Annotated in this window: 1 protein-coding gene; it reads left to right on the forward strand. The window is 62.6% G+C overall.

Features of this window, described 5'->3' with window-relative positions:
* Window positions 1-75 precede the first annotated feature (75 nt).
* Window positions 76-16,311 (forward strand): LapA family giant adhesin, encoded by a 16,236-nt coding sequence (locus LVD08_RS14345; protein WP_247268464.1) that lies wholly within the window; start codon window positions 76-78, stop codon window positions 16,309-16,311.
* Window positions 16,312-16,422 lie beyond the last annotated feature (111 nt).

Here is a 16,422-nt window from a genome sequence, read left to right on the forward strand (position 1 = left end):
TACGTCCAGACTGAATCGGCGCCGAAGCCATCAGGCTATGGAAGTCAACTGAACGTGACACCCGGAGAGTCTTCAATGAGCAGTGTTGTTGCCATCGTCAAAAGCATTGTCGGTCAGGTATTCGTGGTCTCCCCCGAGGGTGTACGCCGCGTGCTCGTTGAAGGCGATCGCCTGTTCGTCGGCGACCAGATCGATACCGGCCTCTCCGGCGCCGTGTCGCTGGAACTGGCGGATGGCCGCACCCTGGACCTGGGCCGTGAAACCCAGTGGAGCGCCAACGCGCCCGACTCCAGCACTGACCTGGCCGAAGCCACCGCGCAGGCCGCGCCGTCTGTAGCCGAGCTGCAGCAGGCCATCGCTGCCGGTGCCGACCCGACCACCGCCCTTGAAGCCACCGCTGCCGGCGCTACCGCCGCAGGCACTGGCGGCGCGGCAGGCGGCGGCCACAGCTTCGTGATGCTCGATGCCACGGCTGGCCGCGTCGATCCGACCATCGGCTTCCCGACCGCGGGCATCAACGCCGGTGCACAAGCGGCACAGAACATCACCGGTGGCCAGACCAGCGACACCACCACCAACGCCCTGCGTGAGTCGACCCTGAGCCTCAGCGCCACGCCGACCATCACCGAAGCCGGCGGCGTGCTGGTGTACACCGCGACCCTGACCCAGGCGCCGTTGACCGACCTGACCATCACCCTGTCCAACGGCTCGGTGATCGTGATTCCGGCCGGCTCCACCACCGGCACCGTCAACGTGCCGCTGGCACCGAACGACACCGTTTATAACGATCCGACCCAGATCAACGTGACCGTCACCGGCACTACCGGCGGCAACGGCATTACCGTGACCCCGCCGACCATCCCGGCGACGACTCAGGTCACCGACACCATCGACACCACCACCGTCACCCTGACTGCTGGCAACAGCGTCACCGAAGGCGGTCAGATCACCTACACCGCGACCCTGACCAACCCGGCACAGACGCCGGTCACCGTCACCCTGTCCAACGGTTCGACCATCACCATCGAAGCCGGCCAGACTACAGGCACCGTCAACGTGCCAACCGCGCCGAATGACGTCTACAACAACGGCAGCACCGTCAGCACCACTATCACCGGTGCCACTGGTGGCAACTTCGAGAATCTGGTACCAAACACGACGCCAGCCGTAACGAACATCGTCGATTCGCGCGACACCACCGGCCTGACCCTCACCGCCACCGGTACCGTGGTCGAAGGTGGCCAGATCACCTACACCGCGACCCTGACCAATCCGGCACAGACGCCGGTCACCGTCACCCTGTCCAACGGTTCGACCATCACCATCGAAGCCGGCCAGACCACTGGCACGGTCAACGTGCCGACCGCGCCGAACGACGTCTACAACAACGGCGGCACCGTCAGCACCACGATTACCGGTGCGACCGGCGGCAACTTCGAGAATCTGGTGCCGAACACCACGCCGGCGACCACCACCGTTACCGACTCCATCGACACCACCAACCTGTCGCTGAGTGCCACCGGCACCGTCGCTGAAGGCGGCTCGATCGTTTACACCGCGACCCTGACCAACCCGGCCGGCACCCCGGTGACCGTGACGTTGAGCAATGGCTCCGTCATCACCATCGAGGCTGGCAAAACCACCGGCACTGTGACCGTTCCCGCGCCTGCGGATGACGTCTACGAAGACGCCGGCAAGGTCGAAGTCAGCATCACCGGCACCACCGGCGGCAATTTCGAGAACCTGGTGCCGAGCACCGTTCCGGCTGTTACCGAAGTCACTGACACCATCGATACCTCGACCGTCAAACTGACTGCCGATACTTCGGTCGCTGAAGGCGGCACCGTCACTTACACCGCCACCGTCGGTGCACCTGTGACCGGTTCGCCGGTTGTCGTGACCCTGGCCAACGGTCAGACCATCACCATCGAAGTCGGCAAAACCACCGGCACCGTGACCACCACCGCGCCGAACGATGCGTTGACCGGCAACCCACCGCTGACCAACGCCATCACCAATGTCAGTGGCGGTAACTACGAAAACCTCGTCGCCGACAAAACCCCGGTTTCGACCACCGTTACCGATACCGTCGACACCACCAACCTGTCGCTGACGGCGACCGGCAGCGTGGCCGAGGGCGGCTCGATCGAATACACCGCGACGTTGACCAATGCTGCCGGCTCGCCGGTCACCGTGATCCTGAGCAACGGCGCCGTGATCACCATCGAAGCCGGTAAAACCACCGGCACCGTGACGGTTCCGGCGCCTGCGGATGACGTATACAAAGACGCCGGCAAGGTCGAAGTCACCATCAACGGTGCAACCGGCGGCAACTTCGAAAATCTGGTGCCAAGCACTGTCCCTGCGGTCACCGAAGTGACCGATACCATCGACACCTCGACGGTCAAACTGTCCGCCGATACCTCGGTCGCCGAGGGTGGCACCGTCACTTACACCGCGACCGTTGGTGCGCCTGTGACTGGCTCGCCGGTTGTCGTGACTCTGGCCAACGGTCAGTCCATCACCATCGAAGTGGGTAAAACCACCGGCACCGTGACCACCACCGCACCGAACGATGTGCTGAACGGCCAGGCGCCGCTGAGCAACTCGATCACTGGCGTGAGCGGTGGCAACTACGAAAATCTGGTCGCCGACAAGACGCCGGTCAGCACCACCGTGACCGACACCGTCGACACCACCAACCTGACGTTGAGCGCCACTGGCTCCGTCGCTGAAGGCGGTTCGATTGTCTACACCGCGACCCTGACCAACCCGGCCGGCACCCCGGTGACTGTGACCCTGAGCAATGGCTCCGTCATCACCATCGAAGCCGGCAAAACCACCGGAACCGTGACCGTTCCGGCGCCTGCCGATGACGTCTACAAAGATGCCGGCAAGGTTGAAGTCAGCATTACCGGAACTACCGGTGGCAATTTCGAGAACCTTGTTCCGAGCACCGTTCCAGCTGTCACCGAAGTCACTGACACCATCGATACTTCGACCGTCAAACTGACCGCTGATACTTCGGTCGCTGAAGGCGGCACTGTCACTTACACCGCTACGGTTGGTGCGCCGGTGACTGGCTCGCCGGTTGTCGTGACTCTGGCCAACGGCCAGACCATCACTATCGAAGTCGGCAAGACCACTGGCACCGTGACCACCACCGCGCCGAACGATGCGTTGAACGGTCACGAGCCACTGACCAACGCGATCACTGACGTGAGCGGCGGCAACTACGAGAATCTTGTAGCGGATAAAACCCCGGTTTCGACCAGCGTCACCGACACCGTCGACACCACCAACCTGTCGCTGACTGCGACCGGCACCGTGGCGGAAGGCGGTTCGATCGTCTACACCGCAACCCTGACCAATCCGGCCGGTACTCCGGTAACCGTGACCCTGAGCAATGGCTCGGTGATCACCATCGAAGCAGGTAAAACCACCGGCACCGTGACCGTTCCGGCGCCAGCCGATGACGTCTACAAAGATGCCGGCAAGGTTGAGGTCAGCATCACCGGAACAACCGGCGGCAATTTCGAGAACCTGGTGCCGAGCACCGTCCCTGCGGTCACTGAAGTGACTGACACCATCGACACCTCGACCGTCAAGCTGACCGCCGATACCTCGGTGGCTGAAGGTGGCACCGTCACTTACACCGCCACTGTCGGTGCGCCGGTGACTGGCTCGCCGGTTGTTGTGACCCTGGCCAACGGTCAGACCATCACCATCGAAGTGGGCAAAACCACTGGCACCGTGACCACCACCGCACCGAACGATGCGTTGAACGGTCACGAGCCACTGACCAACGCAATCACTGACGTGAGCGGCGGCAACTACGAAAACCTGGTCGCTGACAAAACCCCGGTTTCGACCAACGTCACCGACACCGTCGACACCACCAACTTGACCCTGAGCGCCACCGGCACCGTGGCGGAAGGCGGTTCGATCGTCTACACCGCTACCCTGACCAATCCGGCCGGTACTCCGGTGACCGTGACCTTGTCCAACGGCTCGGTGATCACTATCGAAGCCGGTAAAACTACCGGCACCGTGACCGTTCCAGCACCAGCCGATGACGTTTACAAAGACGCTGGCAAGGTTGAAGTCACGATCAAAGACGCCGCAGGCGGCAATTTCGAGAACCTGGTGCCGAGCACCGTTCCGGCTGTTACCGAAGTTACCGATACCATCGATACGTCGACGGTCAAACTCACCGCCGACACTTCGGTAGCTGAAGGCGGGACTGTCACTTACACCGCCACCGTCGGCGCACCGGTAACCGGCTCGCCGGTTGTTGTGACCTTGGCCAATGGTCAGAACATCACCATCGAAGTGGGCAAAACCACCGGCACCGTGACCACCACCGCGCCAAACGATGCGCTGAACGGTCACGAACCGCTGACCAACTCGATTACCGGCGTCACCGGTGGCAACTACGAAAATCTGGTCGCTGACAAAACCCCGGTTTCGACCACCGTTACCGACACCGTCGATACCACCGACCTGACGTTGAGCGCCACTGGCTCCGTTGCCGAAGGTGGTTCGATCGTTTACACCGCGACCCTGACCAATCCGGCCGGTACGCCGGTGACCGTGACCCTGTCGAACGGCTCGGTGATCACCATTGAAGCAGGTAAAACTACCGGCACCGTGACCGTTCCAGCACCAGCCGATGACGTCTACAAGGACGCTGGCAAGGTTGAAGTTACGATCAAAGACGCCGCAGGCGGCAATTTCGAGAACCTGGTGCCGAGCACAGTTCCAGCCGTCACCGAAGTCACCGACACCATTGACACCTCGACCGTGAAACTCACGGCCGATACTTCGGTCGCTGAAGGCGGCACTGTCACTTACACCGCCACCGTCGGCGCACCTGTCACTGGCTCGCCGGTGACCGTGACCCTGGCGAACGGCCAGACCATCACCATCGAAGTGGGTAAAACCACCGGCACTGTCACCACCACCGCGCCAAACGATGCGCTGAATGGTCACGAACCACTGACCAACTCGATCACCGGCGTCACCGGTGGCAACTACGAGAATCTGGTCGCTGACAATACCCCGGTCAGCACCACCGTCACTGACACCGTAGACACGACGAATCTGTCGCTCAGCGCCACCAACTCGGTCGCCGAGGGCGGTTCGATCACCTACACCGCGACCCTGACCAACGCTGCAGGCTCGCCAGTCACCGTGACCCTGTCCAACGGTTCGGTGATTACCATCGACGCGGGCAAGACCACCGGCACCGTGACCGTTCCAGCACCAGCCGATGACGTCTACAAAGATGCCGGCAAGGTTGAAGTCACCATCAACGGTGCAACCGGCGGCAACTTCGAGAACCTCGTTCCGAGCACTGTTCCGGCAGTGACTGAAGTCACTGACACCATCGACACCACGTCGGTGAAACTGACCGCAACCGAGTCCGCTGCTGAAGGTGGCACCGTCACCTACACCGCCACTGTCGGTGCTCCGGTAACCGGCTCGCCTGTGGTCGTGACCCTGGCCAACGGTCAGAACATCACCATCGAAGTCGGCAAGACCACCGGCACCGTGACCACCACCGCACCGAACGATGCGTTGAACGGTCATGCGCCGCTGACTAACGCCATCACCGACGTGAGCGGCGGCAACTACGAGAATCTGGTTGCCGACAAAACCCCGGTCAGCACCACCGTGACCGATACCGTCGACACCACCAACCTGTCGCTGAGCGCGACCGGTACCGTGGCTGAGGGCGGTTCGATCGTTTACACCGCGACGTTGACCAATGCTGCCGGCTCGCCGGTCACCGTGACCCTGAGCAACGGCGCCGTGATCACCATCGACGCGGGTAAAACCACCGGCACCGTGACCGTTCCAGCACCTGCCGATGACGTCTACAAAGACGCCGGCAAGGTCGAAGTCACGATCAAGGATGCTGCGGGCGGCAACTTCGAGAACCTGGTGCCGAGCACCGTTCCGGCCGTCACCGAAGTCACCGACACCATCGATACCTCGACCGTGAAGCTGACCGCCGATACTTCGGTGGCTGAAGGCGGCACTGTCACTTACACCGCGACTGTTGGCGCTCCAGTGACTGGCGCACCTGTTGTTGTGACCCTGGCCAACGGTCAGACCATCACCATCGACATCGGCAAGACCACCGGCACCGTGACGACCACCGCTCCGAACGATGCGCTGAACGGTCATGAGCCGCTGAACAACTCGATCACCAATGTCAGCGGCGGCAACTACGAAAACCTCGTCGCCGACAAAACGCCGGTCAGCACCACCGTGACCGACACCGTCGACACCACCAACCTGTCGCTGAGCGCGACCCCGGCGGTGAACGAAGGCGGGCAGATCACCTACACCGCCACCCTGAGCAACGCCGCCGGCACTCCGGTGACCGTGACCTTGAGCAATGGCGCGGTGATCACCATCGACGCCGGCAAAACTACCGGCACCGTGACCGTCGATGCGCCGAAGGATGACGTCTACAAGGACGCCGGCACCGTTGAAGCGACCATCAAGGGCGCGACCGGTGGCGACTTCGAAAACCTGGTGACCAGCAACACTCCGGCGGTGACCACCGTCAACGACACCATCGACACCTCCACCGTGTCGTTGACCGCCACCGCCAACGTCGCCGAAGGCGAGACCGTGGTCTACACCGCGAGCGTGACCGCACCGGTAACCGGCTCGCCAGTTGTGGTCACTCTGTCCAACGGCCAGACCATCACCATCGCCGTCGGTGAGACCACCGGCAGCGTGAATTTCGTTGCGCCGAACAGCCCATTGGCGGGCGGCAGCTCGCTGAGCGTCGCCATCGACAAGGTTGCCGGCGGCAACTATGAGAACCTGGTGGCCGACAAGACACCGGCGAACACCTCGGTGTCGGACACCGTCGACACCACCAACCTGAACCTGACCGCCAGCGACTCGGTGGCCGAGGGTGGTTCGATTGTTTACACCGCGACCCTGACCAATCCGGCCGGGACGCCGGTGACCGTGACCCTGTCCAACGGCGCGGTGATCACCATCGAAGCCGGTAAAACGTCGGGCACCGTAACCGTTCCAGCTCCGGCTGACGACGTGTACAAAGACGCGGGTAAAGTCGAAGCAACCATTTCCAGCGCTACCGGTGGCAACTTCGAGAACCTGGTGCCTAGCACCGTTCCGGCCGTCACCAACGTGACCGACACCATCGATACCACCACGGTCAAACTGACCGCGACCGAATCGGCTGCGGAAGGTGGCACCGTCACTTACACCGCGACTGTCGGCGCGCCAGTGACTGGCTCGCCGGTCGTGGTGACCTTGGCCAATGGTCAGAACATCACCATCGAAGTGGGTAAAACCACTGGCGCCGTGACTACCACTGCGCCGAACGATGCGTTGACCGGCCACGCGCCGCTGACCAACGCCATCACCGACGTGAGCGGCGGTAACTACGAAAACCTCGTGGCGGATAAAACGCCGGTGTCGACCAATGTCACCGACACCGTCGACACCACCAATCTGTCGCTCAGTGCGACCGGCACCGTGGCCGAGGGTGGCTCGATCGTCTACACCGCAACCCTGACCAACGCCGCTGGTTCGCCAGTCACCGTGACCCTGTCCAACGGCGCGGTGATCACCATCGAGGCCGGTAAAACCTCTGGCACCGTGACCGTTCCGGCGCCAGCCGATGACGTGTACAAAGATGCCGGCAAAGTCGAAGCGACCATCTCCAGCGCTACCGGTGGCAACTTTGAAAATCTGGTACCGAGCACTGTGCCGGCCGTCACCAACGTTACCGACACCATCGACACCACCACGGTCAAACTGACGGCGACTGAATCCGCTGCGGAAGGTGGCACCGTCACCTACACCGCCACCGTCGGTGCTCCGGTAACCGGCTCGCCTGTGGTCGTAACCTTGGCCAACGGTCAGAACATCACCATCGAAGTCGGCAAGACCACCGGTACGGTCACCACCACCGCACCGAACGATGCGTTAACCGGTCATGCTCCTCTGACCAACGCGATCACCGGCGTGACTGGCGGTAACTACGAGAATCTGGTGGCCGACAAAACGCCAGTCAGCACCACCGTGACTGACACCGTCGACACCACCAACCTGTCGCTCAGCGCTACCAATTCGGTCGCCGAGGGCGGTTCGATCGTTTACACAGCAACCCTGACCAACGCCGCTGGCTCGCCAGTTACCGTGACGCTGAGCAACGGCGCTGTCATCACCATCGAGGCCGGCAAAACCACCGGCACCGTGACTGTTCCAGCTCCGGCGGACGACGTCTACAAAGACGCGGGCAAAGTCGAAGCAACCATTTCCACCGCCACCGGTGGCAACTTCGAAAACCTGGTGCCAAGTACCGTGCCGGCTGTCACCGAAGTCACCGACACCATCGACACCTCGACCGTCAAGCTGACTGCCGATACCTCGGTGGCCGAAGGCGGCACCGTCACCTATACCGCAACCGTCGGCGCACCAGTCACCGGCTCTCCGGTTGTGGTGACTCTGGCCAACGGTCAGAACATCACCATCGAAGTCGGCAAGACCACTGGCACCGTGACCACCACCGCACCGAACGATGCGCTGACCGGTCATGCGCCTCTGACCAACGCGATCACCGGTGTGACTGGTGGCAACTACGAAAACCTCGTGGCTGACAAAACCCCGGTCAGCACTAACGTCACCGACACCGTCGACACCACCAACCTGTCGCTGTCCGCGACCGGTACCGTGGCCGAAGGCGGCTCGATCGTTTACACCGCAACCCTGACCAACGCTGCAGGCTCACCAGTCACCGTGACATTGAGCAACGGCGCCGTGATCACCATCGAGGCTGGCAAAACCACCGGCACTGTGACCGTTCCGGCACCGGCCGACGATGTCTACAAAGACGCGGGTAAAGTCGAAGCGACCATCTCCACCGCTACCGGTGGCAACTTCGAAAACCTGGTACCGAGCACCGTGCCGGCTGTGACTCAGGTCACCGACACCATCGATACCACCACGGTCAAGCTGACCGCGACCGATTCTGCTGCGGAAGGTGGCACCGTCACTTACACCGCCACTGTCGGTGCGCCTGTGACCGGTTCGCCTGTCGTTGTGACACTGGCCAACGGTCAGAACATCACTATCGAAGTGGGTAAAACCACCGGCACCGTAACCACCATCGCACCGAACGATGCGCTGACCGGTCATGCGCCTTTGACCAACGCGATCACCAATGTGAGCGGCGGTAACTACGAAAACCTGGTCGCCGACAAAACGCCGGTCAGCACAACCGTTACCGACACTGTCGACACCACCAACCTGTCGCTGAGCGCAACCAACTCGGTCGCCGAGGGTGGTTCGATCATCTACACCGCGACCTTGACCAACGCGGCTGGCTCGCCAGTCACCGTGACCCTGTCGAACGGCGCTGTGATCACCATCGAAGCCGGTAAAACCACTGGCACCGTGACCGTTCCGGCACCTGCCGATGACGTCTACAAAGACGCCGGCACCGTTCAGGCAACGATCACCAACGCTACCGGTGGCAACTTCGAAAACCTGGTACCGAGCACCGTGCCGGCTGTGACTCAGGTCACCGACACCATCGACACCACCACGGTCAAACTGACCGCGACCGAGTCTGCTGCCGAAGGGGGTACCGTCACCTACACCGCGACCGTTGGTGCGCCAGTGACTGGCTCGCCAGTCGTGGTAACTCTGGCCAACGGTCAGAACATCACCATCGAAGTCGGCAAAACCACCGGCACCGTCACTACCACCGCACCGAACGATGCGCTGACCGGCCACGCGCCGCTGACCAACGCGATCACCAACGTCAGCGGTGGCAACTACGAGAACCTCGTTGCCGACAAGACCCCGGTCAATACCACGGTCACCGATACAGTCGACACCACCAACCTGTCGCTGTCCGCGACCGGTACCGTGGCCGAAGGCGGCTCAATCGTTTACACCGCGACGCTGACCAACGCTGCCGGCTCGCCGGTTACCGTGACGTTGAGCAACGGCGCCGTGATCACCATCGACGCGGGCAAAACCACCGGTACCGTGACCGTCCCGGCACCGGCTGATGACGTTTACAAAGACGCCGGCACCGTTGAGGCCACGATCAAGACCGCGACTGGCGGCAATTTCGAAAACCTGGTGACCAGCAACACCCCGGCCGTGACCAGCGTCACCGACACCATCGACACCACCACAGTCAAACTGACCGCGACCGAGTCTGCTGCTGAAGGTGGTACCGTCACCTACACCGCGACCGTTGGTGCACCGGTAACCGGTTCGCCAGTGACCGTGACTCTGGCCAACGGCCAGAACATCACCATCGAAGTCGGCAAAACCACCGGCACCGTGACCACCACCGCACCGAACGACGTGTTGACCGGTCATGCGCCACTGACCAACGCCATCACCAACGTCAGCGGCGGCAACTACGAGAACCTCGTTGCCGACAAGACCCCGGTCAGCACCACGGTTACCGACACCATCGACACCACCAACCTGTCCCTGAGCGCGACCGGCACCGTGGCCGAAGGTGGCTCGATCGTTTACACCGCAACCCTGACCAACGCTGCCGGCTCGCCAGTCACCGTGACGTTGAGCAACGGCGCCGTTATCACCATCGACGCGGGCAAAACCACCGGCACCGTCACCGTTCCTGCCCCAGCGGACGACGTCTACAAAGACGCCGGTACCGTGCAGGCAACGATCAAGTCGGCGACCGGTGGCAACTTCGAAAACCTGGTGCCGAGCACCACGCCAGCCGTGACCAGCGTCACCGACACCATCGACACCACGGGCGTGAAACTCACCGCCACGGGCACCGTGGCCGAAGGTGGCACCGTCACTTACACCGCTACCGTTGGTGCGCCAGTTACCGGCTCGCCTGTCGTCGTGACCCTGGCCAACGGTCAGACCATCACCATCGACATCGGCAAAACCACCGGCACCGTGACCAGCATCGCACCGAACGATGCGCTGACCGGTCACGCGCCGTTGACCAACTCGATCACTAACGTGACCGGCGGCAACTACGAAAACCTTGTGGCCGACAAGACCCCGGTCAGCACCACCGTGACCGACACTGTCGACACCACCAACCTGTCCCTGAGCGCCACTAATACGGTCGCCGAGGGCGGTTCGATCATTTACACCGCCACCCTGACCAACGCCGCTGGTTCGCCAGTGACCGTGACCCTGAGCAACGGCGCAGTGATCACCATCGACGCCGGTAAAACCACTGGCACCGTGACCGTTCCTGCCCCGGCTGATGACGTCTACAAAGACGCCGGCACCGTGCAGGCAACCATCACCAATGCCAGCGGTGGCAACTTCGAAAATCTGGTGCCGAGCACCGTACCGGCCGTGACCAGTGTCACCGACACCATCGACACCACTACTGTGAAGTTGTCTGCCACCGGTACAGCGGTTGAAGGCGGCAACGTCGTCTACACCGTCACCGTCGGTGCGCCAGTCACTGGTTCGCCAGTCGTGGTGACTCTGGCCAACGGCCAGACCATCACCATCGACATCGGCAAAACCACCGGCACCGTAACCACCACCGCACCAAATGATGCGCTGACCGGCCATGCGCCGTTGACCAACGCCATCACCAACGTGAGCGGCGGCAACTACGAAAACCTGGTGGCCGACAAAACCCCGGTCAGCACCACCGTGACCGACACCGTCGACACCACCAATCTGTCGTTGTCCGCGACCGGCACCGTGGCCGAAGGTGGCTCGATCGTTTACACCGCAACCCTGACCAACGCCGCTGGCTCGCCAGTGACCGTGACCCTGAGCAACGGCGCAGTGATCACGATCGATGCAGGCAAAACCACCGGCACCGTGACTGTTCCTGCACCAGCCGATGACGTCTACAAAGACGCCGGCACCGTGCAGGCCACGATCAAGACTGCCACCGGCGGTAACTTCGAAAACCTGGTGCCGAGCACCACGCCAGCCGTGACCAGCGTCACCGACACCATCGACACCACGGGCGTGAAACTCACCGCAACGGGTACTGTGGCCGAGGGTGGCACTGTCACCTACACCGCCACTGTCGGTGCGCCTGTGACTGGCTCGCCAGTTGTCGTGACCCTGTCCAACGGCCAGACCATCACCATCGACATCGGCAAAACCACCGGCACCGTGACCACCACTGCGCCGAACGACGTGTTGACCGGCCACGCACCGTTGACCAATGCGATCACCAACGTCAGCGGCGGCAACTACGAAAACCTCGTAGCCGACAAAACCCCGGTCAGCACCACCGTGACCGACACCGTCGACACCACCAGCCTGTCGCTGAGCGCGACCCCGGCGGTGAACGAGGGCGGCCAGATCACCTACACCGCCACCCTGAGCAACGCTGCCGGTTCCCCGGTAACCGTGACCCTGAGCAACGGCTCGGTGATCACCATCGACGCCGGTAAAACCACTGGCACCGTGACCGTTCCTGCTCCGGCTGACGACGTCTACAAAGACGCCGGCAGCGTGCAGGCGACCATCACCAACGCCAGCGGTGGCAACTTCGAGAACCTGGTACCGAGCACGACACCGGCCGTGACCAACGTCGCCGATACCATCGACACCACCACCGTCAGCATCACCGGCAGCACCTCGGTGACCGAAGGCCAGACCGCCAGCTACACCGTCAGCCTGACCCACCCGGCGCAAACCGACGTGAGCCTGAAAATCGTCTACAGCGGCACCGCCGCCGACGGTTCGGACTTCACTGGCGTGTACACCGTGAAGATCCCGGCGGGCGCCAGCAGCGCGCAGTTCAACGTCGCGACCATCGATGACAAGATCACCGAAGGCACCGAGAACTTCGTGGTCAAGATCGACTCGGCCACCGGCGGCAACTTCGAGAACCTGGCCGTCAGCAGCACCAACGGCAGCGTCAGCACCTCGATCATCGACAACGATGCGCCACCGGTCATCGACCTGGATGCCAACAACTCCAGCGGCGCCACCGGTGCCGACTACAAGGTGACGTTCACCGAAAACACCCCGGGCGCCGGCGTGTCGATTGCCGACACTGACCTGACGATCACCGACCCGGACAGCACCATGCTGACCGGCGCGACCATCGTGCTGACCAACCGTCAGGACGGCGACGCGCTGAACCTCGGCAACAGCGTCAACGGCATCACGATCAATGCCAACAGCACCAACGGCACCGTGACCCTGACCTTGTCGGGCAACGCGACGCTCGCCGACTACATGCAGGCGATCAAAAACATCACCTTCACCAACAGCAGTGAAGACCCGAGCACCGTGCCGCGGATCATCACCGTGACCGTGACCGATGGCGGTAACTACTCCAACACCGCGACCACCACGGTCAACGTGGTGGCGGTCAACGATGCGCCGGTTGCGGCTCCGGTCAACGTCACCGGCACCGAAGACACCCCGCTGATCCTCGGCTGGTCGACCTTCGGTGTGACCGACGTCGACAGCCCGGCCAGCAGCCTGGGCATCAAAATCACCCAGCTGCCGGGCGAAGGCAAACTGCAGTATCTGGACGGTTCGACCTGGAAAGACGTCGCCAACAACCAGACCTTCAGCAAGGCTGACATCGACGCTGGCAAATTGCGCTTCATGCCGGATGCCAACGAGTCGGGGGTCAACGGTTACGGCGGCACCGGTATGGGCAACAACCAGGCCGACTACGCACAGATCAAGTTCCAGCCAACCGACGGCCAACTGCTGGGCAACACCGGCACCGTGAAGATCGACATCACGCCAGTGGCGGATGCGCCGACCGTGAGCGTGGCCGACAACAGCGTGAAGTCCACCGGGCTGGTCAAGGAAGTCTGGACCGGCCTGTCGGGCCTGGGCACCAGCGGCAACGGCGCTGACTCGACCACGTTGAAAAACGTGATCGACGGCGCCGGCACCCCGAACTCCAGCACCAACGTGAATAACGTGCAGTCCGACGGCAGCGTAACCGCCGGTACCGCGTCGAAGACGTCGGGCCTGATCTATCTGGAAGCCGGCAAGACCTACAGCTTCAGCGGCGTGGCTGACGACAGCCTGCTGATCACCATTGGCGGCAAGAGCGTGGCGTCGGGTACCTGGGGCGCGGGCGGTGCGATCAGCGGTTCGTTCACCCCGACCACCAGCGGCTACTACACCCTGGACATCTACCACCACAACCAGAGCGGCCCGGGCAGCTATGACGTGAACCTGTCGGTCAACGGCAGCACGCCAATCGACCTGAGCAGCGCCGGCGTGCCGATCTACACCGGGGTGCAGGATCTGGTGAATTCCGGTGTGACTGTCTCCGATCTGCACGGCACAAACGGCGAAGGCTATTACGACGGCTACAAGCTCAACACCGGCGCCGAAGGCACCACGGTGAAACTGTCGGCGATCAACACCGCGCTGACCGACACCGACGGCTCGGAAACCCTGAGCGTGAAGATCAGCGGCGCGCCGGTCGGCTCGGTTCTCTCCGACGGCAACGGTCACACCTTCACAGTCACCGCGAGCAACGGCGAAGCCAACGTCACCGGCTGGAACCTGGGCAGCCTGACCGTAACCCCGCCGACCTACTACAACGGCCAGTTCAACCTGACCGTGACCTCGACCTCCACTGAAATGGTCGGCGGTTCGGCCAGCAGCACCGCTACGATTCCGGTCACCGTGGTGCCCGCGGTGTACAACGCGGTGGTTGGTACCTCTGGCGACGACACCTTCAACGGTACCGATGGCAACGACATCATGGTTGCCGACATCGGTGGTCTGACCGTGGTGCCGGGCACCAACTACAACATCGCGTTCATGGTCGACAGCTCGGGCAGCATGAGCACCTCGTCGATCAACGCGGCCAAGGACTCGCTGACCTCGGTGTTCAACACCCTCAAGCAGAGCCTGGGCGGCAGCAACTCGGGCACGGTGAACATCTTCCTGGCGGACTTCGATACCCAGGTCAACAAGTCGGTGTCGGTGAACCTCAACGACCCGAACGCTCTGACCAAGCTCAAAGCCGTGCTCGACTCGATGGCGTCCGGCGGCGGCACCAACTACGAGGACGTGTTCAAGACCACGGCCAACTTCTTCCAGAGCGCGGAAGCTGTGGCGAACACCGGGGCGAAGAACCTCACGTACTTCATCACCGACGGCCAGCCGACCTACTACCAGAGCGGCGAGCAGACCAACCCGACGCTGTACGGCAGCGTGAAGTTCGACAGTGTGGTGACAACCAGCAACTACAAGCTGGGCGATACCTTCAGCACGTACATCGACAACACGCATTACCTGAGCATCACCGCCAGCGGTTATGCCCAGTTGCAGACCTACACTGGCCGTGGCTGGACCACCACCAACCTGGGCACGGTTCACGCTCAGGGTGATGGTACCTATGAGCTGTCGAGTCTGGCGGGCAGCGGCAGCAGCACCAGCTCGGCCACCACCGACAACTCGACCAGCAGCTTCGCCTTGCTCAGCGGTCTGTCGAATGTCGAGGCGATCGGTATCAACAGCGGTGTCAGCCTCAACGACCTGAAACCGTATGACTCGGATCACTCGCCGCAGACCAACATCGATCCGAAGGATCTGGCCAACTCGATCATCGGCCACACCGAAGCGACGCTGCCGGGCAACGACACCGTCAGCGGTGGCGACGGCAACGACATCCTGTTCGGCGACCTGGTGAGCTTCAACGGCATTGCCGGCGAGGGTTATCAGGCGATGCAGGCGTTCGTGGCGCAGCAGACCGGGGTCGACGTCAGCAAGGTCACCACCAGCAACGTGCACCAGTACATCACCGAGCACTATCAGGCGTTCGATGTATCCGGCGCACATGACGGCAACGACACGCTGCTGGGTGGCGCAGGCAATGACATCCTGTTCGGCTCGGGCGGCAACGACCTGCTCGACGGCGGCAAGGGCAATGACATCCTGCTCGGCGGCACCGGCAATGACACGCTGATCGGCGGCCAGGGCAACGACATCCTGATCGGTGGTTCCGGTGCCGACACCTTCGTCTGGAAAGCAGGCGACACCGGCAATGACGTGATCAAGGACTTCAACGCCAACGAAGGTGACCGCATCGACCTGCGCGATCTGTTGCAGGGTGAAACCGGCAGCACCATCGACAACTTCCTGAAGATCACCACGGTTGATGGCACGTCGTCGCTGCAAGTCAGCTCGGCGGGCAAGTTCAACTCCGGCGACGCGGCAGCCGCCACGCCGGACGTGACGATCAAACTGGAAGGCAACAACTGGTCGAGCGCCAACATTCACAACCTGATTGCCGGCAGCGATCCGACCATCAAGGTCGACCACAACAACAGCTGATGCGTGAACAAAACGGGCGCCCCCTGGGGGGGCCCGCACGCTTGCCGCGAACTCGGCGGGGGGGGGTTTCTCGGCCCCCCCCCAACCCCCGCGGCGTTGGGCTAGGCTGGT

Source organism: Pseudomonas sp. YL2 (genome assembly GCF_023063025.1).
In the GTDB taxonomy this organism is placed as follows: Bacteria; Pseudomonadota; Gammaproteobacteria; order Pseudomonadales; family Pseudomonadaceae; genus Aquipseudomonas; species Aquipseudomonas putida_A.

What these genes read in the sequence shown, in the direction of transcription:
- LVD08_RS14345 (WP_247268464.1), top strand. Translation starts at nt 76, where the DNA reads ATGAGCAGTGTTGTTGCCATCGTCAAAAGCATTGTCGGTCAGGTATTC.